The sequence below is a fragment of the Pseudomonas endophytica genome (assembly GCF_001411475.1).
GTDB lineage: Bacteria > Pseudomonadota > Gammaproteobacteria > Pseudomonadales > Pseudomonadaceae > Aquipseudomonas > Aquipseudomonas endophytica.
In genome coordinates, this window is sequence record NZ_LLWH01000035.1 from 1 (window position 1) to 23393 (window position 23393).

Genomic DNA, 23393 nt, shown 5'->3' on the forward strand with positions numbered 1-23393 from the left:
GCGGGGTTGGAGGCAAAATCCAGCGCATGCGCATGAGCGCACTGTGGGGCCAACTTGGGCAGCCGCGAAAGGTGATATTCAAGGATGGACAAACACAGCTATGGCGCCCTGAACTGGACCGATATTCACAAGTAGATGCCAGCACACTGAACAGTCTGGCGCCCAACGTCCAAGGCATCTATGACATCAACAGCAAGCTGTATGTCAAGGTGCGTTACGGCGAGGCGTATCGCGCCGTCGAAGTGATCTACGACGCCGACAGCAAACACTATGTAATGAAAACCCAAGACACGCATGCGTATAGACCCGCGGTGAGGTTTGACGTTTCGCAGCAAGTCTGGCGCTTGGAGTTGGACAGTGTGGATCATCTGAGTGACGCGCAGTTATTGCAGCGCATGATGCCTTTCGACGCGTCTGATATGGCGATCCAAGATATCGAACTGATGTTGCGTATTACCGGGACGACCCGTGACCACGTATTGAATGTCTGGCAGGGGCAACGCCTTCCCGGGCCTCTGGCCGATGGCGTGCGGCGGTTGAGGGTTGATCACACGATCAACCGTATTATCGACAAGCTGCCTTTGCGCGGGGAAATACCTGCTCATGCGGACCCGGCCATTTTTGCCTTGTTGGTACAGTTGCCAAAGTGGCCCGCTGATACGGTGCTGGATGTTTTTGACCCGCAAGGGGTGCGGGTGGAGTCATACGGGCTTGACCCTCGCGCACGGGCACAGCAACGGTCGATTGGAATCAAGCGGCTGGACTCGGGTCGCTATGTGGCCAAAGCCGATGAGACACAAGGTGCGGCAAGCGCCGAGCAGTTGTTTACCCTGATCATTGATCAGTTGCCCGTCGATTCCGAGTTGGGCCGCGAAGGTAGCCCAACGGTCAGCAAGACCAGCCGTATTGCCTCCATTCGCGAGCAAATCGCTTTGTTGGCCAAGCGTGAGCACATTTTGTTGTTCAAGGCATTGACGGTCTTGCAAGGTCATCAACGCTCAGATTCTGTCGTCAGCCTTGACCCGGCTAAAAAGTTTTTGCCGCTGGTTTGCCCGCCATTCTCTACCACCTCATCGGCCTTAATGGCCAAGCTTCATGCGCTTAACCCGCTGTTGTCAGGGGAGTGTCTTGAACAGTTGTTGGTCGATCATCCCTTTACACCCTTTCAGGCTTCTGTGCTGTTAAATGAGGGGCGTGCGCCGGTTGCTTTTGCCGAGGCGGCGGGGCGACTCAAGGTTCAGTTAAGGGTCGACCAGACGCTGGATGCCATTTATCACTCGCGGGCTTACAGCGCTGATACAGATCAATGGGCTCGTGAATTTGCCAAGGGGCTGCTGCGCGACGTGCTGGATCGCCAACTGGTGATTAGCGAGTATGGCGACCCTAAAAACGCCAAGCCCTATGTTCCTACTGGCCCCGAGGATACTGCACTGGAGTTGCGCCATTACGGCGACGGTATTTATCGCGCCTACGATTTTCAACGGAACGTCGATGTCCCTGCGCTCCCGACCGTTGACAGTTTTTATCTGGCGATGGGTTCGATGCTGGTGCGTGAAGAGCGCATTTTATTGGGGATGAAGCATGGCTACGATGTCGAAGGTTTGCGTCAACGTATGGGCAACATGATGTCTTCCATGCGTTTGCCCAATGGCAAGGTCATGTTGTGGGAAAACTCGGTAGTCCAGTTTGCGCTCGACGTGCGTTTGCCCAATGAACTGGAACCAGACGGGCTGGGTTTATACGAGTTGAACGGGAAAAAATATTTACCGTTAAACGACGCTGTCTACGAGGTCGAGCTGGATACCACGCTCAATAAATGGCGGATGAAACACCCCGACAAAGTGGGCGTTGATGCTCCGGAGCTGGAGCGCAACCCGCAAGGCGCATGGCGTATCAGCACCGAGGATCCCTCGCTCTGGGAAGGGCTGACGTTACTACGTCGTTTGCGGACCACCCCCGTGACCTTTAACGATGAGGTGGGCAGGCAGATCATGCAGGTCAGCAATACGGATGAAGCGGTATTGCGCCAAGTGCATATGAATAATTTTGCCGCGCCGCCGTTATTGATGGACACCTGGAAACGTTTCGATACTGAGGCCGAGATTGAACATTTTGTGAATTCAATGCAGGAGCATTATTCCCTGCGCAAGGCCCGTACCGATATTCCATTGCTGTTGCTGCCAACCCTGCAGGGCTGGCCGCTGGATAAGGTGCTACACGTCGTGGACGCGAAGGGTAAAACACTCGCGGAGTGCGGTTCTGATTTGAGTCCTGATGTGCCCAGGGTAAAAATCGTGTTGCCTGATGCAAACCGCAGTGACAGCTTTTTGCGAGCACTGCTGACGCCTCTGAGCAAGGAAGAGACGCAGTGGCTTTTGGGTAGCTATGACCCGAGCATAGAGGAGCGCATGCTAATGCTGGCCAAAAAGATTGCCGCGCATGCGCTGAAACACAAGGCCCGTGTGTTCAATGCGCTTTACGAAAAAAAGGAGCAAAGCTTAGATCCACATGTGCAATTGGTGCAGCAGCACCCCTCCAAATTGCCTCTGAGTGTGATCAAAAACCTGTTAAGCCATACCTCCCGCCACGAGAGAACCGAATACCTGGACAAAGGTGACCTTGCCCCTCGATTGTTGGAGCAAATTCCCTGGTCGACCAGAGAGGTGCGCTTGACCCGTGCCTATGAAGGTTTGTTTCTGGGCAGTGCCCCGACACCAGACAGTGAAAAGCTTACGTTGCGCATGCTGCAGGCCTTGCCGGGTTGGCCGGGGAACGTCTCCATTGACATGCGAATTGACTCGGTCAATGGGCCGGTGCTGGACACTATCGGCAGTGCAGAGGCCGGCAGCCGCCAAATATTGGTCAAGCATGATAACCAGTACTTGGCCTATTCACCTGCCGGGCTGGCGCTCAATAGCCTGCCTGAGTCGGGAAACAATTTACTGGCGTCTATCCTGACTTTGCTCAGTGATGATGAACGCAAGGCAATTGGCATCCAGAGTATCGAAGACACGCAAGTATTGGCTGCGAAAATCAGCGATCTGGCCATTGCCCATCGTGAGCAAGTGAAAACGCTTTTAGGTCTGGAGCGGCCAAAACCGTGGCTTAAACCACCGATCGAGGTGGACGTCTCTTTTATTACGTACCCATTGTTCCCGCGACTGGGTCGGGGGCCGCATTCCAATCAACTGGCCCATAGGGCTGCCCGGCTTTACCCGAGCCTGGCCGTTGATGAGATCACGCTGTTTCTCAATACGCTGGGCGCTAACGAGGCGAGCCGACAGATTGAGCTGGAACGTTTGCGGGTGGAATATGAAACGTTGAAGCGGCAACTGGACAATTGGACTCTCTCAATGGTTCGTCCTGTGTCTCCTGGCTACATAAGCCCTGTGTCACGCGCTGAGAGAGTCCAGGTTGCAGCTCGCATTCTGAGTGCCTGGCGCAGGGAAACCCCCCGGGTTTTCTCCCATGACGGCTACTTCATCGGCTTCAACCTAGATTTGTCCAACCTGATGGTCGGCGATCTTCCTGCGCTGCGAGGTGATTTCAGGCATGTCGGCGCATTACAGATGGATGGCATGGAGCTTTACAGCGGTTCTAATGAGTTTTTGGACTGTTTTACCGAGTTGCGCAGGTTGTCGATGGCCAACAACCAGTTATCGGCTCCCCCGGCATCTGCCTTGAGGATGACGGGGCTGAGACGATTGATGTTGAACAACAATCGCATCGTCCTGGCGGATCAAGAGGTGCAGCAACTACGCAGGTTGACGGAGTTGAGGGTGTTGAACCTTGAGCGCAACCCGTTGGGCCTGGCGCCGGATGTGACGCTCATGACCCATCTGAGGTTCCTTTTTCTGCGGCACACAAGGATCACGACATGGCCTGTGGGCTTACTTAAATTGACCCACATCGAACGTGTGGACTTGCGTAATAACCTGATCACAAGCATTCCCCCTGCGGTGTTTGAGTTGCCCGAGGTCAGCCCGGTCAATCGCAGTACGGCGCTGCATGACAACCCGATCGACGCTCAAAGCCTTGAGCAACTTCGCGCTTATCGAGAGCGTTCCGGGGGGCTTGGGAGTGGTGTGCAGCGTGAGCACGTTGAAGCGCCAATCTCTGAACTGGAAGCCTTGGCGGCCTGGTTACCTCATGAGTTGTCTGTTGAAGAAAGGACCAACAGAGCCGAGCAATGGGATTTGCTCATACGCGAAGGTCAAGTTGCCGAAGACTTTTTCAAATTGCTTAATGACCTGACTCAGTCCCGGGAATACGCATCGCTTGCAGTGCAACTGCCGTTAAGGACGCGCGTCTGGTCAATGATTGAACACATGAGCCATTCTGTTGAGCTGCGCACCAACGTATTTGAAGCTGCGAGTCACGAGCGAGTGTGTGCTGGCGGTGCAGTGGTGATATTTGATGACCTCGACAGGTTGGTGCAGATTCATACCGCCGAACATCTGGAGGGCGAAGGTCAGGCTGCTGCGTTCTTGTTGAACCAGGCCAAAAAAATGTTTCGTCTGCGTCAGGTGGACCTGATTGCTCAGCACGATATTACTGATCGAAAACTAGCCGGTAAGCGGGTAGATGAGGCTGAAATAAAAAGGTTCTACAGGGTCAAGCTTGCGCGCGAACTCGAACTTCCTATCAGTTCGAAGACCCTGGATTTTGAACCAACGGTGGGGACCGAGCAGCAACTGAAGGCCGCGAAACTACTGGTCTTGAGCATGGATGGCACGTCGGCCATGCAGTCATCCATTATTCAGGAAGGTTTTTGGCGATCGTTTTTGCAGCGCAAGTATGCGCAGCGGTTCAAGGCTCTAGAGAATGACTTTGTCAGGGCGAGCGACGTATTTTTTGACCGGCTCGCGTCGCGGGGGGCGACTGACTATCTCAGGCAGAGTCAGGAAACATTGACCAAGAAGGAGCAAGCGATCGAGGCGTTGTTTAACGAGTTGACCCGTAATGAGCAATTCGCGACTCGATCTATTGCGCAGTAACACGTGACATGACGTGGGGCCCTGGAGGTTTTTCAGGGCTTTTTCAGGGTGAACAATTATCTACCGCTTGGCCCGGTTCGCTCCTGTTTAGGGTGAGGTTTTCATTCACAGGAAACCAACATGCCCCTTACAACGTTAAACGTACCTGAGCGGCCACCCGCGCTGCTATCAGCCAATTTGTGGGCGCAGCAAGAGGCGCTGGCCTTTATGGCTGCGACCATGAAGACCAGCTTTACAGGGTTCGATACAGCGCAAATCAAGCAGTACATCGCGCTGCAACGTAAGGCACAAACCGCTTTAAGTGCCGTCGATACTGAGAACTTACGGTTCAGGGAAGCGTTTCAGAGCACTCATTTGGCCATCCTCAAGCGTGAGCTCAAAACCTTGACGGGAGAGGAGGTTGACCCACAACAGGCCAGGCTTTACACCCGCTATCAGGAAATCAAGGACAAGCAAGAGCGCACGCCGCTGGACATCCTGAGCGAATGGGTCACCCCTGAGCGTGCAAAAGACAGCAGCCGAACCCGGCGTGCGCTGGACGAATCGGAAACGGTCGCGCATGTGCGCTCCATCACGCTGTGGGAAGCCGCATGCTCGAATTTCGGGTTCAGTACCGACTCTATTTTTCTCAAGCCGTTCAGTTACGTCGAGGCCAGTTACATTCAATATGGCCCGTTGAACAAGACCATAGACGTCAAAGCGTTTATTGCCCTGGTCCGGCGTCTGGATTTTGGTTCTGAATTGTCGAACCAGTTGGTGCAAGCCATGGCAGCTGACGGGCAGCTGAGCAAACGGCTTTACGCGTACAGCAAAGCCACCTTTGAGTTTGAGTTGATGGAGGCTTATCGAAATTCGGCCGCCAGCGGTGTCACAAAGGTTGCCTATGAGCGCTTGCTCAATGTGTTTAACGATCAGATCGCGTGTGATGTACATCCGGTGTCGATGGCCCGATCTGCCAGCGCGTTGTTTGAGGAGCGGGTACCTGTTTCGCTGGTGATCCTGCATTTCGACGGTGAGCCGGGCGTTTACAGTTATTTCCCGCACCGTCCTGGCGGTGCTTTGCGTTATCACGCGCAAGGTATTGAGGCTAAAGCACAGTTCAAACAACAATTGAAACAGTCCCACCTTGAAAAAAATCTGGGCTGGTTTGCCGCACAACTCCCTTTGCCCGATACCCGTCAATTTCAAAAGCTCTTGAGTGAAGAGCCTCGCCCGGCAGGCATGAGCTGGCTGGCAGGCAAGTTGTATGACGGTTTTCATGTGGCGTTCAAAGCGCCGACACTGGACAGCCTAGTGCTTGAGGTCGAGCCGGTTGCGAACCCTCGCCAGGCACTGGTCAATGTGCTGGGCGCCCGTCAGGTGAATCGCTACAAGGCAAACCTCAACCTGTTGGCCAGCCGCCGCTCAACTGCTGATTGGGAGGCACTCAAGGAGGCGATGCAGGCGATTGGTCAAGAAGTCTTGAGCCTGCTCACGACGCCTGTGCCTGGTGGGGTTACAGGGCTTAACCGGGTGATGCAAGTGACCGTCTTCGGCTCGCTGAGCTACAGCCTGGTCAAAGGGGGACTGGATGCGAGCCGCGGCGATGCCAGTGAGTTTGGTTCGGCCTTGGCCGATACCGCCGATCTGCTGGTCAGCGGTTGGTTGGTCGGGCTGGGCGGCAAACTGCACCGCAAGCGCATGAACACGTTGTGGCAGCAGGTGGGGCAACCCCGAAAGGTTATGTATGAAGATGGCAAAGAGGGGTTGTGGCGTGCGGACTTGAACACCTATTCGCAGGTGGACGCCAGCACGCTGGACAGCCTGGCACCCAATGCCCAAGGGATTTATGAGGTCAATAATAAGCTGTATGCCAAGGTGCATGATGGCGATGTGCAGCGGGCTGTCGAAATTATTTATGACGGCCAGGGCAAACGATACGTACTCAAAACCACTGAGGCCCACAGCTACAGACCTGCCATCCAGTTTGATACCGCGCAGCAAGCTTGGCGTTTGGTGCTGGACGATACGAGTACTTTAAGCGATGCACAGTGGCTACAGCGCATGTTGCCTTTTGATGCGAGCCAGGTGGCGCTCAAAGACATTGAGTTAATGCTGCGCATCACCGGGACCACCCGGGCGCAGTTGGAGAGTACCTGGCGGGGGCAGTCAATGCCGGGACCACTGGCCGATGGCGTGCGCCGCTTGCGTGTCGAACAGCAAATCAAGCACATCATCGATGACTTGCCGCTGCGTGCAGAGATGCCGGCAAATGCCGATCACGCGGTATTCGCGTTGTTGACCCAGTTGCAGAACTGGCCGGCCAATACCGTTCTGGATATCTATAACCAGAAAGGGGTAAAGATCGAGTCTTACGGCCTGGATCATCGACCCGGTACCGAGCTTAAGCACATTGAAGTCAAACGTCTGGACCATGGCAGTTACGTCGCCAGAAACGATGAAACGCAAAGTGCCGCGGGGGGTGAGCAATTATTCACACTGATCGTCGATCAGTTGCCTGCCGATTCGACACTGGGCCGTGAGGGCAATCCAACGGCCAGCAAGACCAGCCAAATTGCCACGATTCGTGAGCATATTTCGACGCTGGCCAAAACCGAACATGCGCAGTTATTTCAGGCCATGACCATTCTGGAAGGCCATCAACGCTCTGATCCGGCCGCCAGCCACGCACCAGGCAACAAGTTCCTGCCGCTGCTGTATCCGCCGTTCTCGGCCCGTACTTCTGCGCTGATTGCCAAGTTGCATACGCTCAACCCCGCTTTATCGGTGGCGTGTATTGAACAGTTATTGCTGGAGCACCCCTTTACTGAGCGTCAAACCACGGGCGCGCTGGAACACAATCGCCAGCCGATCCCTTTTTCTGAAGCGGCAGACCGGCTAAAAATTCAACTACGCATTGATTTGGTGCTGGATGGCATTTATCACACAAGGGCTTACACCCCGGATACCGATCTGTGGACACGTGAATTTGCCAAAGGGTTGCTGGACCAAAAGCTCAATCGTTATCTGGTGGTGACGGAATATGGCGCCCCGGCGAACGTCAAGCCTTATGTCTCAACGGGGCCGGACGACACCACCGTGGAGCTTTGCCATTACGGACGCGGTGTGTACAGGGCGTCTGATTTTCGCAATGGTGGCGAGATCCCGGTGCCTGAAGGCAGTGACAGTATTTACTTGGCGATTGCTTCGGTGTTGCAGCCTCATGAGCGCACGGCCATGGGCATGCAACACGCTAGCGATGCGGCAGGTATGCGCAAAACGTTAGGGGATGCGATGACGGCCATGCGCCAACCCACGGGTGAGGTCAGGCTTTGGGAGAACACGGCTGGCCAGTTTGTCCAGGATGTGCGTTTGCCCCGTGACTTGAAACCCGATGAGCTGGGGTTGTATGAGATCGAGGGTAAAAAATACCTGCCCTTAGCCGGTTCTATCTTTCAGGTTGAGTTTGATAGCTCGCGGCAAAAGTGGCGAATGAAACACCCCGGCAAAGTCGGGGTCGATGCCCCAACCCTGGTGCATAACCACGAGGGTGCATGGCGAGTCAGCAATGACAATCCGTTGCAATGGGAAGGCTTGTCATTGCTGCGCCGTCTGCGGACCGATCCCGTCACCTTTAACGATGCGGTGGGCAAACAGATCATGGCCGTGAGCAATACCGATGAAGCGGTGTTGCGTCAGGTTCATATGAACAACCGCAGTGCGCCGCCGTTGCTGATCGATACTTGGAAGCGCTTCGATATAGAGGCCGAAATCCAGAGTTTTGTGAGGTCCATGCAAGAGCACTATTCCCTGCGTACTGCGCGCACGGATATCCAATTGTTGTTGCTGCAAAGCCTGCCGGGCTGGCCACGCGACAAAGTACTGCAAATTGTTGACGCACAGGGCGTCATTCTCGCCGAATATGGTGCTGATCTTAGCCCCGATGTTCCACGGATCAGCATTTCGCAGAGTGACTCCAGCAACGGCAGCTTTTTGCGAGCCTTACTGATGCAGCTGGGCAAAGAAGACACGCAGACACTTCTGGGCAGCTACGACCCGGTTATTGAGCAACGCATGCTGGTATTGGCGAAAAAAATTGCCGCCCATGCATTGAAACGCAAACCGCCGCTGTTCAACTCGCTTTACGAGAAGCAGGAACAAAGCAGCGATCCCCACGTGCAATTAATCCAGAAACACGAACCGCAATTGCCCCTCAGCGTGATCAAGGATCTGTTGACTCGCACCACCAGCCATGAAAAGACCGAGTACTTGGACAAAGGCGATATTGCACCGCGGGTGAAGGAGCAAATTCCTTGGTCGGCCAAAGAGGTGCGGCTTGTGCGTGCCTATGAGGGGCTGTATCTGGGGGCCACTGCCACGCCAGACAGCGAGAAACTGACGTTGCATATGCTGCAGGCGTTGCCGGGCTGGCCGGGGCACATCGCGATTGATGTGTTCAATAACTCTCTGACCGGGACGCTGCTGGACAGTATTGGCGCAGCCGACACGAGCAAACGTTATCGACTGGTCAAACGTGATGATCAATATCTGGCGTATGCGTCTGATGGCAAGGTGTTAAACACATTGCCTGACGTGGGTAATAACCTGCTGTCTTCGATTTTGCATGTGCTTAACGATACAGAACGGACCGCAATTGGCTTTAAAGACGTTAACGACACTCAGACGCTGGCGACTAAGATCGCTGATTTGGCCAAGGAGCATCGGGCCAAGGTCAAAACCCTGTTGGGCTTGGATAACGACAAACCCTGGCTCAGTCCGCCTATAAAAGTGGATACCTCTTTTATTGCCTACCCCCTGTTTCCGCTCTTTGGTCGTCGGGGGCATTCGAACGATTTGATCCGCAAGGCAGTCAGCTTGTATCCGCGTTTCAGCGCCGATGACATCAATCAATTTCTGAATACGCTGGGGAGTAATGATGCCGCCCGGCATCAAGAGTTGGAGCGGCGACGGGTCGAATATCAAACCATGAGGGATCAACTGGAAGGCTGGGCTGGGCAGAATTTTCGGTCGGTAACGGTTGACCACATTGTGCCCGTGAACCGAGCAGAAAGAAGGCAAGTCGCGGATCGCGTTTTGAGTGCCTGGCGTAAGGAAACAGACAGGGAATATGCGCGCGATGGTCATTTCATCGGCTACAAACTGGATCTGTCCAACCTGATGGTGGGGGATTTACCTGCGTTGCAAGCCGACTTTAGCCATATAGGCTCATTGATCATGGAAGGCATGGGGTTGTTCGATGGGTCAAATGCCTTTTTGAGCCGTTTTACTGCGCTGCGCTGGATGTCGATGGCAAGCAATCATTTATTGTCCATTCCGCCTGCCATCTTGGGCATGACAGGGCTTAGTCAGCTTAATTTGAGCCGAAACACTATCGTCCTGACCCCTGCCAGTGTGCAGGCGTTAAGTGACCTCACGGCTTTAAAAGTGTTGAACCTTCAATTCAACCTTCTGGGGCTGGTGCCCGATGTCAGCCGCATGGCTGATCTACGCGGGCTGCTGTTGCGCAGCACTGGCGCGACGACCTGGCCGACCGGCGTGTTAGAGCTGACCAACATCGAACGGTTGGACTTGCGCAGTAATGCGATTACGACCATCCCTCGGGCGGTTTTTGACCTGCCTGACAGCAGCCCGGTTAACCGTAGCACGTGGTTGCACGATAACCCTCTCGATGCAGACAGTCGGGACCGGTTGAACAGTTACCGCGTGAGGACTGGGTTCAATATGGGCATTATCTCGCGGCGTGAGCATGTCCGGGTTCGTGAGTCAGACAGGCGTGGGGTTGATGCCTGGTTATCCGCTGACCACACGGCCATCCAGAAAACCGAAAGGAGCGCTCAATGGGATCTGCTGGAGCGCGAAGGGCGCGTGGCGGAAGATTTTTTCAGGCTGCTTAGAGAGATGACCAAGGCCAAAGATTACATGGTGGCCACCCCCCATCATCCGTTAACAGAGCGGGTGTGGGACATGATTGGGCTGATGGTCGAGTCCACAGACCTGCGTCGTGAGGTGCTTAACGAAATAAATTTTGGGCAGACTTGCGGGGACGGGGTGATGGTGGTGTTCGATAACCTTGAAGTCGTGACCCTTGCGCACAAGGTAGAGCGTGCGAGCACCGAGCAAACGATCGCCGCTAACTTATTGAGCCTTGCCAAAGGGTTGTTCCGTTTGCGTGAGGTGGATCAGATAGCGAACCAAGACATCAGCAATCGTTACAAAGCGGGCGGCCATCCTGACGAGGCCCAAGTACAGCTGTTTTACCGTGTGTTCCTGGCTGATACGTTGCAGTTGCCTATCAAAACCAGAGGCATGCTCCATCAGGAAATTGCCGCAGTATCCCAGGCAACGCTTAACAGCACCAAAGATCACGTGTTGAGCCTAGATGGTACCCCTGCATTGCAGTACTCCATCACACGTGAGAAGTTTTGGCGCAGATTTCTGGAGAGTCGGTACGCAGATCGGTTCAAGGTCATTAAGGATGACTACGATAAACAACTCGCTGCATTGTCCAACCAAAGCGAAGCTTTGGGAGAGCTGGAGTACAACAACCAAGGAGAGGCGTTGCTCACCGTTAATAATCAGGCCAGAGAGGCTTTATTTCATGAGTTGACCCGATCTGAGCAGCAAGCTGCCCAGGGCATAGAGGTCACGCAGTTATAAATTGTCTTGCCTTAAACAATGAGCCCTGAAGCGATGGCTTCAGGGCTTTTATTACGCCCTAACTAAATAGACTTGGGGGCGGGTAGGGCTTTGATGGCAACTGCACTTAAAACGTGCCCATCAAGCAAGGCAAATTGCCCTTCTATCACCCTGCCGCGATACCACTCGGTCGACAGCTCGGTGAGCAACCCCAAGCGCACAGAGCCGTCTTTTGACCAGTTCAGCACTTGCGCATGTTCAAAGTAAAAGCGCTTGTGCACCAGTGGGTACAGTGCCTTGAACAGGCTCTCCTTGATCGAGAACGTCAGCGTGATGGCCAGAGCTTGGTCTTCAGCAGGGCCGGCCGCCATGCGTTGCAGTTCGTCCGGGGTGAGGATTTGGTTGGCCAACCGCTGAGCGCGCCCGTTGCTCAGCATATTTTCCAAGTCGATGCCCAGCCCTTGCCAGTCACGTTTGTGCGCGACGAGCGCACCGGCGCGGCCGTTGCTGTGAGTGATAGCCCCAGTGATGTGACCGGGCCATACGGGAGCACGATCCTCCCCGATTGCGGGGGGTGCCAGCGTGCCATCAAGGTGCAGCAACGCATCGCGGGCACACAGGCGGCCAGCCAAAAATTCGGCTTGGCGTTTTGCCACTGATCGTTGAATACTCGCAGGTGCCGCAATCGCGCTGCGGGCAAAATCTTCGAAGGTGAAGTTCGCCGTGGAAAACTTGGTGCAGCGCCACACGCAACCGGGCAACGCGATGGGCAATGGCCAGTCGCCACTAAGTGCGGTGCAGCAGGTTGGCAAGTCTGGAAGTCTATTCATGGCAGGCATTTTGCGGGCCTAACCTTGGCGGTGCAATTGTTCAGAGTGTGTTCAGGGCATACGCCTTAATGTATTGAGGCTAGTCTTTGATAGGGGATCCGCGTCTTGTGCGACGCGATTGGCTTGGGAGAGCGCGATGAAATTGCTGGTGGTTGAAGATGAGGCGCTGTTGCGTCATCACTTGCAAACCCGTCTGAGTGAAAGCGGCCATGTGGTCGAGGCGGTGGCCAATGCCAATGAGGCGTTGTACCAGACCGAGCAGTTCAATCACGATCTGGCGATGATTGATCTGGGCCTGCCGGGCATGGGCGGGCTGGATTTGATTCGTCAGCTGCGGGAGCGGGGCAAAACCTTCCCGATCCTGATACTCACAGCTCGCGGCAACTGGCAGGACAAAGTCGAAGGGTTGGCGGCCGGAGCCGATGACTACGTTGTCAAGCCGTTCCAATTTGAAGAGCTTGAAGCTCGGCTCAATGCGTTATTGCGTCGCTCCAGTGGTTTCACCCAGCCGACCATTGTCGCGGGTGGGCTGGTGCTCGATATCAATCGTAAACAAGCGGTACTCGATGAGGTCCCGCTGGCACTCACCGCTTATGAGTACCGGATTTTGGAGTACCTGATGCGCCATCACCAGCAAGTGGTGGCCAAAGACCGCTTGATGGAACAGTTATACCCGGATGACGAGGAGCGTGATCCGAATGTGATCGAGGTGCTGGTCGGGCGCCTGCGTCGCAAGCTTGAGGGGGCAAACGGCTTTAAGCCTATCGATACGGTCCGCGGTTTGGGCTACCTGTTTACTGAGCGCTGCCGTTGATTCGCTCGCTTCGCGTTCGCTTGATGCTGGCGGCCACGTTGTTGGCCGTCCTGTTTATGCTCGCACTGCTGCCGGCCATGCAAGGTGCGTTCAGTCTTGCGCTTAAAGATGCCATTGAGCAGCGTTTGGCGTCTGATGTTGCAACGCTGATCTCGGCGGCGAAGGTTGAAAAAAATCGTCTGAAAATGCCGGTGTTGTTACCGGATGAAGAACTCCATCTGCCCGACAGCCGCTTGTTGGGCTACATCTATGACCGCGAAGGTCGTCTGGTTTGGCGTTCGCGTGCCACCCAAGAAGAAAACATTAACTACACACCTCGCTACGACGGTCGCGGCAGCGAGTTCGCCAGCATTCGCGAGGACAATGGCCAAGAGTTTTTCGTCTATGACGTTGAAGTAAAGGCGCTGGGGGGGAGAAACGCTGCATTCAGCTTTGTGGCGTTGCAACCCATGCGCGAATACAACCTGACGCTCGCGGGTTTGCGCGAAAACCTCTACTTGGGGTTTGGCGCGGCCTTGTTTGTTTTACTGGCGTTGCTATGGATTGGTCTGACGTGGGGGTTAAAGGCATTGCGGCGCTTAAGTCAGGAACTTGATGAAATCGAAACGGGCGAGCGTGAGAGCTTGAGTGAGCAGCATCCTCGTGAGCTATTACGTTTAACCGGCTCGCTGAACCGGTTGCTGCACAGCGAGCGCGAGCAACGTGCGCGCTACCGCGACTCGCTGGATGACCTAGCGCACAGCTTGAAAACACCGCTGGCGGTATTGCAAGGCGTGAGTGAAAGCATGGCGCAACGGGCTACAGAGCGCGAACAAGCTAAGGTGCTGCAAAGCCAGATTGAGCGTATGAACCAACAAATCGGCTATCAACTGCAACGCGCCAGTTTGCGTAAAAGCGGGTTGGTCAGGCATCAGGTTGAATTGCTGCCGGTGGTTGAAAGCTTGTGCAATACGTTAGACAAGGTCTATCGCGACAAGCAGGTCGTTGTCAGCTATGACATTGCGCCGCTCAGCCACGTGCCGATTGAACAGAACGCCTTGCTGGAGTTGTTGGGTAACCTGTTGGAAAACGCCTACCGGCTTTGCCTCAAGCAAGTGCGTATTAGCCTGCGTCGCCATGCGCTGGGCATTGAAGTGTGTGTTGAAGACGACGGCCCCGGTGTTCCGGCGGATCAACGGGCACGGATTCTTCAGCGTGGCGAACGCTTGGATCGCCAACATCCGGGGCAGGGGATTGGCTTGGCCGTGGTCAAAGACATTATCGAAAGTTATGACGCTCAACTGACGCTCGAAGATTCATCGCTGGGCGGGGCTGCGTTTCGGATTCACTTTGTGACGGCCTAGCGCCGCACAAGCGTGGTTGCGATCTGTGTCATATCCGTTGCTGCGGTTGCGGCCGCACTCGGCGCTGCTTCTGATGCTTTTGCTTTTGCTTTGCGTAGGAGCTGCCGCAGGCTGCGATCTTTTGATCTTTAACCGCAAAAAAATCAAAAGATCGCAGCCTGCGGCAGCTCCTACATAGCGTGACGGGCCCGCGTTTTTTTAATGCTTAGGCGGGTATCCGCCATATCCCCTCGTCTAAGCACAGCAAAGGGCGGAAATCCGCCAAGCTTTGCCCTACAGAAATCATCTTAATTTTCCTACAAGATCAGGTGAGATGGGCCATTGCACTGGTTTTATGCAATGTGGCCCGTGCCTTGCAATGACAGGTGCGAGAGCTGCCGTTAGAGCCGCTCGAAAAAACAAATCCCTCCAAGTACAGGAGGGTTCGCGCTTTAGGTATCAGCCGTCTCAGATGGAATGACGACGGGGTGATGCACTTGAGGAACATTGCAATGACGACTCGTCAGCCACTGTACAAATCTCTGTATGTGCAAGTGATCTTAGCGATTGCTATCGGTATCTTGCTGGGCCATTACTACCCAGAAACCGGGGTTGCACTTAAACCCCTGGGTGATGGCTTTATCAAACTGATCAAAATGGTTATCGCGCCCATTATTTTCTGTACGGTGGTGAGCGGTATCGCCGGTATGCAGAGCATGAAATCGGTCGGTAAGACCGGCGGTTATGCGTTGCTTTACTTCGAAATCGTATCGACCCTAGCCCTGATTATCGGTCTGGTAGTGGTAAACGTGGTGCAGCCAGGCGCTGGCATGCACATCGACGTTTCTACTCTGGACGCCTCCAAAGTCGCGGCCTACGTGACTGCGGGTGCGGATCAAAGCATCGTTGGCTTTATCCTTAACGTCATTCCGTCGACTATCGTTGGTGCTTTTGCCAACGGCGATATTCTGCAAGTACTGATGTTCTCGGTGCTGTTCGGTTTTGCCCTGCATCGCCTGGGTGCCTACGGCAAGCCGGTACTGGACTTCATTGATCGCTTCGCTCATGTGATGTTCAACATCATCAACATGATCATGAAGCTCGCGCCGATCGGTGCCTTGGGCGCCATGGCGTTCACCATCGGTGCCTACGGTGTAGGTTCGCTGGTGCAACTGGGCCAGTTGATGATCTGCTTCTACGTCACCTGCGTGCTGTTCGTTCTGCTGGTGCTGGGTTCCATCGCTCGCGCTCACGGCTTCAGCGTCGTTAAGCTGATCCGCTACATCCGTGAAGAACTGCTGATCGTATTGGGCACCTCTTCGTCGGAATCGGCACTGCCACGCATGCTGGTGAAAATGGAGCGTCTGGGCGCGAAGAAGTCAGTCGTTGGCCTGGTGATTCCAACCGGTTACTCGTTCAACCTCGACGGTACTTCGATCTACCTGACCATGGCGGCCGTGTTTATTGCTCAGGCAACTGACACCCACATGGACATCACGCACCAGATCACCCTGCTGCTGGTGTTGCTGTTGTCGTCTAAAGGCGCAGCTGGCGTGACCGGTAGCGGCTTTATCGTACTGGCAGCTACCTTGTCGGCGGTGGGTCACTTGCCGGTGGCGGGTTTGGCGCTGATTCTGGGTATCGACCGCTTCATGTCCGAAGCCCGCGCCCTCACTAACCTGATCGGTAACGCCGTGGCGACCTTGGTTATTGCCAAGTGGGTAAAAGAGCTGGACGTAGACGTCATGCACAAAGAGCTGGACTCCGGTGGTAGCCCACTGGACAACACCCTGCCTGAAGATGACCTGCTGGTGGCTGAGGGCCAAATGCCTTCGCAAGTGAAGTAACGTTAAGCGTCTAAAAAACCCATCTTCGGATGGGTTTTTTTATGGGTGTTATTCGACTCGGGTATGGCCACTGAACACCAGTGTTTGTCGGCAGCGTCGGCACAGATAGCGGCGGCCCTGCTTCACCAAGCCGTGACGCTGGGCCGAGAACGGGAAGTCGCTGTCTGGGCACGGGCAGCGGTAGATATAACGTGTGGCGCTGCGGCGCTTGATCGCGTAGGTATGGCAGCGGTTGGGAGGCAACTCGTACACCCCACGCATAATGAGCTGCCATTCCTCGCCATGGGGGGCTATACGGTCGCCAAACAGCTGGTGGGCAATGAGGTGCGCGACTTCGTGAGGGACGGTTTGTTTGAGGAAGTCTTCGCTGTTTTCGCGGTACAGCTGCGGATTGAAACGCAGCAGATTCTCATGCAGATGGGCAACCCCAGCCTTTTGACCTCGCAGCTTGAAGCTGACCACTGGGCGCTTAAAGGGCCGCTTGAAAAACACTTCGGCCTGCTTGAAACAGTCTTCTACGCGGGTGTTAAGTAGCTCGGGCATGCGGTTCGGTTCTCCAGAAGCCGCGATTATGCGGCTTTGGAGCAGCGGCAAGCTACAAGAGGTAAGCCCTAAGCGACAAGCTGCAAGCCACGTAGATTCGCGTTGACTTGCCGCTTAGCTAACCCACATAAGTCGGCCCAATCCCCAACCCCCACACGATAACGCTGAAGGCAACGATCGCTACCAAGACGACCAAGCCCACAGCCAGTATTGAGCTGGAAAACAGGAAGCCTTCGTCCGGGTCAATGTTCATGATGGTCGGGACGCCTACGAAGAGTAGGAACACCGTGTAGCAAATCGCCGCCGTGCCGATCAGCATTGCCAACCACATTTGCGGGTACAGCGCTGCCAGTCCGGCAATAAATAAGGGCGTGGCGGTGTAGGTCGCAAAGGCCACGCAGCGGGCCATGCTGGGAACGGCATCGTAAGTACGGGCCATCCAGTGAATAAAGCTGGCCATCACCCCAACGCCGACGAGCATTGCTAAGTAAGACAGCACGCTCATCCACAGAGCGCTGTGCAGGGTGAGCATGACGGGCGGATTTGCGCCGATGGTCCAACCGACCTGAGTGGTGCCAATGAATGCGCAAAGCGGTGGGATCGCGGCCAGAATCAAGGTGTGGGTGAGGTACGTGCGGCTAACGCTTTCTTCGGCGTCGACACGTATTTGGCGCCATGCGTGATCAGGGCGGGTAAGGAGACCTAGAACATGTTGGATCATGCCGCTTACTCCTGTTAAAACGCATCGTCCGTGATGGGGATGCATAAGGTCGCGTGGTCAGATGCTTCAATGAAGGCATATGGCCATAACTGAAGTATAGAAAGCTAATTGATTTACTGCTGGATTCCTTTAGAGCGAATAGTACTGACAGGCGCGGGCTTATCGCATTGGCGTCTTTAGGCCGGTTAAGTAAAATGCCCGGTTTTTGGTCTTAACTCGCGGAATTGAAGCGCTATGGGCACTCTCTCGGTTTCACAACTCAAACTCCAGAAACGCCTGCGCCGATTGACCGGTGAGGCAGTTGCTGATTTCAACATGATTGAAGACGGCGACAAGGTCATGGTTTGTCTGTCGGGCGGCAAAGACAGTTACACCTTGCTGGATGTGCTGTTGCACCTGCAAAAAGTCGCGCCCATCCAGTTCTCGATTGTGGCGGTGAACATGGACCAGAAGCAGCCGGGCTTTCCTGAAGAGGTGCTTCCGGCTTATCTCAAGTCGCTGGGCGTGGATTACCACATTGTTGAAAAAGACACCTACTCGGTGGTCAAGGAGCTGATTCCAGAAGGCAAAACCACGTGTTCGCTGTGCTCGCGCTTGCGCCGGGGCACCTTGTATACCTTTGCCGACGAAATCGGTGCAACAAAAATGGCGCTGGGCCACCATCGTGACGACATTGTCGAAACTTTCTTCCTTAATATGTTCTTCAACGGCACCCTCAAAGCCATGCCTCCCAAGCTGCGTTCCGACGACGGGCGTAACGTGGTGATCCGGCCATTGGCTTACTGCAATGAGAAGGACATTCAGGCTTACTCAGATTTGCAGCAGTTCCCGATTATTCCGTGCAACCTCTGCGGCTCGCAGGAAAACCTGCAGCGTCAGGTCGTCAAAGACATGCTGCAAGAGTGGGAACGCAAGAACCCCGGCCGGACTGAAAGCATCTTTCGCAGCCTGCAACACGTGAACCCGTCGCAACTGGCGGACCGCAACCTGTTTGATTTTGCCAGCCTCAAGATCGACGACACCGCGACCCCGCGTTTCGTTAATCTGTTGAACCTCTAAGCCCGTCTATGGCTCTGACGTTACGGTGAGACCCTACTGACCCAGAGGAGAGGGCATGCGCGACTACACTTGGCTGCACGAATATTGTTTGAATCGTTTTGGTTCGTCCGCCGCGCTGGAAGCTGAATTGTCCGTTCCTCGCACACCCGCGCAATTGCGCAAGATCCCCGATGATCGTTATCTGTCGACTCTGGCGCTGCGGGTATTTCGTGCGGGGCTCAAGCACAGCGTGGTAGATGCTAAATGGCCGGTATTTGAAGAGCTGTTCTTCGGCTTCAAGCCGGAAAAAGTCGTGTTGATGGGTGCTGAACACATCGAGCGCCTGATGCAAGACGCGCGGATTATTCGCCACTTGGGCAAGCTCAAAAGCGTGCCGCGTAACGCGCAGATGATCTTGGATATTGCCCACGAACACGGCAGCTTTGGCGCTTTTATTGCCGATTGGCCGGTCACCGACATCGTGGGGTTGTGGAAGTACCTAGCCAAGCACGGGAATCAATTGGGCGGGTTGTCGGCGCCACGCTTTTTGCGCATGGTCGGCAAAGACACCTTTGTACCGAGCGATGACGTGGTCGCCGCGCTCAACGCGCAAAAGCTGGTGGACAAGGCGCCGACCAGCTTGCGGGATTTGGCGATCGTGCAAAACGCGTTCAACCAATGGCACGCTGAAAGCGGCCGCCCTCTGTGCCAGTTGTCACAGATGCTGGCGTTTACGGTTAACCATTAAGCGCTGTTGCAGGTTGCGATCTCTTAGCCGATCAAGCGGTCGCAACCTGTGCATTATTCCCCCGCCAATCGGCGATCTAGTTGGTAGCGCCAGCGCACAAACAGCATTGCGCTAATGAACAGCGCGATGCTGGCGGTTATTTCCAGCAAGCCGAACACTTGTCGGTTCGAGTCAAATGCGGCCAACGCGCCTTTGATCACATACAGGTTCACTACAAAGCAGATAAACGAGTGCCCGCGAGGGCTGCCTTTGAGCATGCCCGGCAACAGAATCAGCAACGGCACCAGCTCAATCAGCAAAATCACCCAAGGCCGTGCGCCGTGCAGGTTGGCAAACACCCAGTAGTACACGCACAGCAAGCCGATCAGACCCAGAAAGCACGTCAGGCTTAAAACCCGCATCAATTGCACGCGGGGTTCAAGCCATTCAATCGACGGCAATACCTTGGGCTTTTTAGCCACGGGGGCTCTCCAGCTTCAGGGCGGTTGCGGCCAAGCGTTGGCCGAGTGCCCGGCACAGCGCAATTTCGTGTTCGTCCAGCTTGCGCTTGCCATCTGCGCCCGCGTGATGGCTTGGCCCATAGGGCGTGCCGCCGCCAGCGGTGTTGAGCAGGGCCGTCTCGCTGTAAGGCAAGCCGGTGATCAGCATGCCGTGATGCAGCAGCGGCATGATCATCGACAGCAGGGTGGTTTCTTGGCCGCCGTGCAAACTGGCGGTGGAGGTGAACACGCCTGCGGGTTTGCCCACCAGAGCGCCGGTCAACCACAGGTTGCTGGTGCCATCCAGAAAATACTTGAGCGGCGCGGCCATGTTGCCGAAGCGGGTAGGGCTGCCCAGTGCCAAGCCTGCGCAGTTTTTCAAGTCATCGAGGCTTGCATAGGTGGCGCCCTCCAGCGGAATGTCCGGGGCCACGGCTTCGCACTCGGCGGAAATCGCTGGCACGGTACGCAGCCGCGCCTCAAGGCCGCCTTGCTCGATGCCCCGAGCAATGTGTCGAGCCATGTCGCGGGTCGAGCCATGGCGGCTGTAAAACAGCACCAGAATGTAGGGCGCGCTCATGGCAGGATCTCCAGAACCTTTTCCGGTGGTCGGCCGATGACCGCTTTGTCACCCACCACCAGAATCGGTCGCTCAATCAATTTGGGATGTGTGGCCATGGCTGCGATCAGTTGTTCATCGCTGAGGCTGGTATCGGCCAGGTTAAGGGCTTTGTAGTCGTCTTCGCCGGTGCGCAACAATTGGCGTGCGCTGAGCTTAAGTGCGCTCAGCAGGCTGCGCAGTTGCGCGGCGTCCAGTGGCGTTTCGAGGTAGCGCACCACGGTCGGTGCAAGGCCACGGGCTTCGAGAATTTCGAGCGCAGCGCGTGATTTAGAGCAGCGCGGATTGTGATAAAGCGTCAGATCAGTCATGAGCGGGTCGCTTCTTGCGTAAGGTGGCGGGTATTCTACTCGTCTCACTGGCGGGTCTGAACCGTGTGCGGTCATTGGTCGCCTGTAAAGTTGGTTTTTATCGAGAAGGAACAGTACATGTTGAAGCGACTTTTGGCGGCGGCAGGCGTGGCCGCTACCTTATTACTCGCCGGTTGCGGAAATGATTACGGGGTCGATCAACATGCAGAAAAGGTCGCTTCCGAGCGTCTAGACAAGCACTGGAAGGTGGTTAACTACTGGGCCGAGTGGTGCGGGCCGTGCCGGGTTGAAATCCCCGAACTCAACGCGCTGGAAACACAATTGCAGGCACAGTCGGTTGAGTTGTTCGGTGTGAACTATGACGGTTTGCAGGGCAAAGAGCTCAGCGATGCGAGCAATGCCATGGGTATTACCTTTACGGTCTTGGCCCAAGACCCGGCGGATATCTTTGACCTGCCACGCAGTGAAGCGCTGCCGGTAACCTACATCATTGATGACAACGGTAAGGTGCGGGCGCAAATGCTCGGTGAACAGACAGCAGAGGGGATCTTGGCCAAGCTCAAAGACTTGAAGGGGTAGTCAACGACTGCCCCCGTAGCAGCTCGTTAGCTGCTACGGGACATTGATTAGCTGTCTTCGGGCCAAAGCCGCAGGGGCTGGCCTTCGGCAGGCCAAAAACGCACTTGCTCAATCGGCGAAATGTCCCAACGTTGTACCGTCTGCAAGGTTTTGAAAAACCGTTGCTCTTGTTCCATCAACGCGGGGGCGCACGCTTTGCGAGTACTACCTATGGCACCAAAGGTCAGCGTGTCACCGTCCAAGGTGTACGGTGCGAACCAATGGTTACAGCCGCCGTTGCCATAGGCCCGGCCAGCGTCGTCGAAGGTTACGGTCAAGTGGCTGTAGTCCATCAACGGGCGCTCACCAATCCACTCCACCACGTACGCATGATTGCGCTGCAACTGCGGCGAGTGGCCTGCGCAGCCCACTAAGCTGGCGCCCAGTAATGCCAGCAGGATTACGCGCTTCATACCGCTGCCTTTTGGCACTGTGGGCACAGGTGCTTGCTGCCCTCAGTGCTCCAGCCCAGCTCGGCAATCCGTGCGCTGGCCGCGGGTTTCTGGGCTTTGACACCCTGTTTGGCATCGACCGCGAACTCGAATTTCAGCGTTTTGGCACAACCGTCACAGTTGACTTGCCACTCATGAATCGCCAACTCACCAAACACTGGGCCATGGGCCACAGCCACCCACTGAGCGCGAGGGTTGATCAGGTGACGAACTTTTTCGACGGTCAGGCGCATGGACAAGTCCTTGCTGCCTTTGAGGGTCACAACCAGAACATCGTCGTTTTGAATCGAGCCGCCATTGCCTGTCACTTGATAACGGCCAGGCATCAGGGCGCGGCACTCGATCAAGGTGTGCTGAGGGCTAAGCAGGTTGTAGCGGAAATCGTGTTCGACCATGGGTCCTCCAAATGGGCCGCTATGCTATCAATCTTCGATCAGGTTTTGTGGCGCGCCTTTGCGCCAAGCAGCGATATTGTTCAGGGTGGTGCTGGCAATCGCATTCAACGCTTCGCGGGTCAGAAAAGCCTGATGCGCGGTAATAATCACATTGGGGAAGGTCAGCAGGCGTGCCAGCACGTCGTCTTGCAAGGGCAGGTCGGAGCGGTCTTCAAAGAACAATTGGGCTTCTTCTTCGTACACATCTAGCCCCAAATAACCCAATTGGCCGCTCTTGAGCGCTTCGATTAAGGCCGGGGTATCGACCAATGCTCCGCGCCCGGTGTTGATCAGCATGGCGCCGTGTTGCAGGGTGGCCAGGGACTGGCTGTTGATCAGGTGTTTATTGTCAGCGGTCAGCGGGCAATGCAGGCTGATGATCTGTGAGCTGGCCAGTAGCGCTGGCAGGCTTACGTACTGCGCGCCCAGCGCGACCAGTTCGGGGTTGGGGTAGGGGTCGTAGCACTGCAATTGGCAGCCAAAGCCGGCCATGATCTTACCGAAGGTCGCGCCGATCTGGCCGGTGCCGACAACCCCAACGGTTTTGCCCACCAGATCAAAACCGGTCAAACCGTGCAAAGTGAAGTCGCCTTCGCGGGTGCGGTTGTAGGCCCGGTGCAGGCGGCGGTTGAGCGCCAGAATCAACGCCACGGCGTGCTCAGCCACGGCGTGCGGCGAGTAGGCCGGCACGCGTACCACGCTCAAGCCCAAGCGTTTGGCTGCGGCTAGATCAATATGGTTGTAACCGGCAGAGCGCAAGGCGATTAGGCGGGTTCCACCGCCAGCCAGTTGCTCAAGCACCGGGGCGCTCAAGTCATCATTGATAAAAGGGCAGACCACGTCATAGCCATGCGCCAGCGCTGCGGTGTCGAAGCTCAAGCGCGCAGGCTGAAAGTGCAGCTCAAGGTCTTCGGGCTGTGGGGCGGCCAAGAAGCTTTCGCTGTCGTAGGTCTGGCTGCTGAAAAGAAGGATGCGCATCTGTTC

The 23393-nt window shown here is 55.5% G+C and carries 17 protein-coding genes; 8 read left to right on the forward strand and 9 right to left on the reverse strand.

All coding sequences use genetic code 11. The features are described 5' to 3' along the window. Positions 1-32: 32 nt before the first annotated feature. Positions 33-4997: an NEL-type E3 ubiquitin ligase domain-containing protein gene (locus AQS70_RS03920; protein WP_206542127.1), complete on the forward strand. Its 4965-nt coding sequence runs from the start codon at positions 33-35 to the stop codon at positions 4995-4997. Positions 4998-5117: 120 nt separating this feature from the next. Further along, positions 5118-11654 (forward strand): NEL-type E3 ubiquitin ligase domain-containing protein, encoded by a 6537-nt coding sequence (locus AQS70_RS03925; RefSeq protein WP_055101616.1) that lies wholly within the window; start codon positions 5118-5120, stop codon positions 11652-11654. Between the two features lie 62 nt (positions 11655-11716). Here the strand turns inward: AQS70_RS03925 and AQS70_RS03930 are convergent, their stop codons facing one another. Next, complete coding sequence (locus tag AQS70_RS03930) at positions 11717-12463, reverse strand: 4'-phosphopantetheinyl transferase family protein (RefSeq protein ID WP_055101670.1); 747 nt, start codon at positions 12461-12463, stop codon at positions 11717-11719. Positions 12464-12599: 136 nt separating this feature from the next. Here AQS70_RS03930 and AQS70_RS03935 point away from each other — a divergent pair, with 136 nt between their 5' ends. From AQS70_RS03935 to AQS70_RS03945, 3 genes are all read left to right on the forward strand, one after another. Further along, the gene (locus tag AQS70_RS03935) at positions 12600-13277 is read left to right on the forward strand and encodes a response regulator (protein ID WP_055101617.1); all 678 of its coding nucleotides are present in this window, start codon (positions 12600-12602) and stop codon (positions 13275-13277) included. After that, a complete protein-coding gene (locus tag AQS70_RS03940) occupies positions 13274-14620 on the forward strand; it encodes an ATP-binding protein (protein ID WP_055101618.1) in 1347 nt (448 codons plus the stop codon). The genes AQS70_RS03935 and AQS70_RS03940 overlap by 4 nt, the downstream gene beginning before the upstream one ends. A gap of 491 nt (positions 14621-15111) precedes the next feature. Next, positions 15112-16446 carry a dicarboxylate/amino acid:cation symporter gene (locus tag AQS70_RS03945; RefSeq protein WP_055101619.1) on the forward strand — a complete coding sequence of 445 codons (1335 nt, stop codon included), beginning with the start codon at positions 15112-15114 and terminating at the stop codon, positions 16444-16446. 48 nt (positions 16447-16494) lie between these two features. Here AQS70_RS03945 and AQS70_RS03950 read toward each other — a convergent pair whose 3' ends face one another. Both AQS70_RS03950 and AQS70_RS03955 read right to left on the reverse strand, forming a co-directional pair. After that, entirely contained in the window at positions 16495-16989 is a 495-nt protein-coding gene (locus AQS70_RS03950) for a SprT family zinc-dependent metalloprotease (protein ID WP_055101620.1), read from the reverse strand. Between the two features lie 118 nt (positions 16990-17107). Next, entirely contained in the window at positions 17108-17710 is a 603-nt protein-coding gene (locus AQS70_RS03955; protein WP_055101621.1) for a Yip1 family protein, read from the reverse strand. 234 nt (positions 17711-17944) lie between these two features. On the opposite strand from AQS70_RS03955, the gene ttcA reads away from it, so the two are divergent. Continuing rightward, entirely contained in the window at positions 17945-18769 is an 825-nt protein-coding gene (gene ttcA / locus AQS70_RS03960; RefSeq protein WP_055101622.1) for a tRNA 2-thiocytidine(32) synthetase TtcA, read from the forward strand. 55 nt (positions 18770-18824) lie between these two features. Further along, positions 18825-19496, forward strand: coding sequence for a DNA-3-methyladenine glycosylase I (locus AQS70_RS03965; RefSeq protein ID WP_055101623.1), 672 nt, complete (start codon positions 18825-18827; stop codon positions 19494-19496). A gap of 53 nt (positions 19497-19549) precedes the next feature. Here the strand turns inward: AQS70_RS03965 and AQS70_RS03970 are convergent, their stop codons facing one another. From AQS70_RS03970 to arsC, 3 genes are read right to left on the reverse strand one after another with little or no spacing between them, the layout of a single operon-like run. After that, complete coding sequence (locus AQS70_RS03970; RefSeq protein WP_055101624.1) at positions 19550-19957, reverse strand: DUF2069 domain-containing protein; 408 nt, start codon at positions 19955-19957, stop codon at positions 19550-19552. Next, positions 19950-20555, reverse strand: coding sequence for an NAD(P)H:quinone oxidoreductase (gene wrbA / locus AQS70_RS03975; protein ID WP_055101625.1), 606 nt, complete (start codon positions 20553-20555; stop codon positions 19950-19952). Before wrbA ends, AQS70_RS03970 begins: the two co-directional genes overlap by 8 nt. Continuing rightward, entirely contained in the window at positions 20552-20905 is a 354-nt protein-coding gene (gene arsC, locus AQS70_RS03980; protein ID WP_055101626.1) for an arsenate reductase (glutaredoxin), read from the reverse strand. The genes wrbA and arsC overlap by 4 nt, the downstream gene beginning before the upstream one ends. Before the next feature lie 117 nt (positions 20906-21022). Here arsC and AQS70_RS03985 point away from each other — a divergent pair, with 117 nt between their 5' ends. Beyond that, the gene (locus tag AQS70_RS03985; RefSeq protein WP_055101627.1) at positions 21023-21484 is read left to right on the forward strand and encodes a TlpA disulfide reductase family protein; all 462 of its coding nucleotides are present in this window, start codon (positions 21023-21025) and stop codon (positions 21482-21484) included. 47 nt (positions 21485-21531) lie between these two features. Here AQS70_RS03985 and AQS70_RS03990 read toward each other — a convergent pair whose 3' ends face one another. Genes AQS70_RS03990 through AQS70_RS04000 form a run of 3 tightly spaced genes read right to left on the reverse strand, consistent with a single transcriptional unit; the run spans position 21532 to position 23387 of the window. Then, a complete protein-coding gene (locus AQS70_RS03990; protein ID WP_055101628.1) occupies positions 21532-21936 on the reverse strand; it encodes an META domain-containing protein in 405 nt (134 codons plus the stop codon). Further along, a complete protein-coding gene (locus AQS70_RS03995; protein ID WP_055101629.1) occupies positions 21933-22370 on the reverse strand; it encodes a hypothetical protein in 438 nt (145 codons plus the stop codon). The genes AQS70_RS03990 and AQS70_RS03995 overlap by 4 nt, the downstream gene beginning before the upstream one ends. A 27-nt stretch (positions 22371-22397) precedes the next feature. Further along, a complete protein-coding gene (locus AQS70_RS04000; protein WP_055101630.1) occupies positions 22398-23387 on the reverse strand; it encodes a 2-hydroxyacid dehydrogenase in 990 nt (329 codons plus the stop codon). Between the last annotated feature and the right edge of the window lie 6 nt (positions 23388-23393).

Coding starts and splice junctions, on each gene's coding strand:
- AQS70_RS03995 (WP_055101629.1), bottom strand. CDS start 22,370: ATGGTCGAACACGATTTCCGCTACAACCTGCTTAGCCCTCAGCACACC.
- AQS70_RS03950 (WP_055101620.1), bottom strand. CDS start 16,989: ATGCCCGAGCTACTTAACACCCGCGTAGAAGACTGTTTCAAGCAGGCC.
- AQS70_RS03920 (WP_206542127.1), top strand. CDS start 33: ATGAGCGCACTGTGGGGCCAACTTGGGCAGCCGCGAAAGGTGATATTC.
- AQS70_RS03930 (WP_055101670.1), bottom strand. CDS start 12,463: ATGAATAGACTTCCAGACTTGCCAACCTGCTGCACCGCACTTAGTGGC.
- ttcA (WP_055101622.1), top strand. CDS start 17,945: ATGGGCACTCTCTCGGTTTCACAACTCAAACTCCAGAAACGCCTGCGC.
- AQS70_RS03955 (WP_055101621.1), bottom strand. CDS start 17,710: ATGATCCAACATGTTCTAGGTCTCCTTACCCGCCCTGATCACGCATGG.
- AQS70_RS03965 (WP_055101623.1), top strand. CDS start 18,825: ATGCGCGACTACACTTGGCTGCACGAATATTGTTTGAATCGTTTTGGT.
- AQS70_RS03935 (WP_055101617.1), top strand. CDS start 12,600: ATGAAATTGCTGGTGGTTGAAGATGAGGCGCTGTTGCGTCATCACTTG.
- wrbA (WP_055101625.1), bottom strand. CDS start 20,555: ATGAGCGCGCCCTACATTCTGGTGCTGTTTTACAGCCGCCATGGCTCG.
- AQS70_RS03925 (WP_055101616.1), top strand. CDS start 5,118: ATGCCCCTTACAACGTTAAACGTACCTGAGCGGCCACCCGCGCTGCTA.
- arsC (WP_055101626.1), bottom strand. CDS start 20,905: ATGACTGATCTGACGCTTTATCACAATCCGCGCTGCTCTAAATCACGC.
- AQS70_RS03945 (WP_055101619.1), top strand. CDS start 15,112: ATGACGACTCGTCAGCCACTGTACAAATCTCTGTATGTGCAAGTGATC.
- AQS70_RS03985 (WP_055101627.1), top strand. CDS start 21,023: ATGTTGAAGCGACTTTTGGCGGCGGCAGGCGTGGCCGCTACCTTATTA.
- AQS70_RS04000 (WP_055101630.1), bottom strand. CDS start 23,387: ATGCGCATCCTTCTTTTCAGCAGCCAGACCTACGACAGCGAAAGCTTC.
- AQS70_RS03990 (WP_055101628.1), bottom strand. CDS start 21,936: ATGAAGCGCGTAATCCTGCTGGCATTACTGGGCGCCAGCTTAGTGGGC.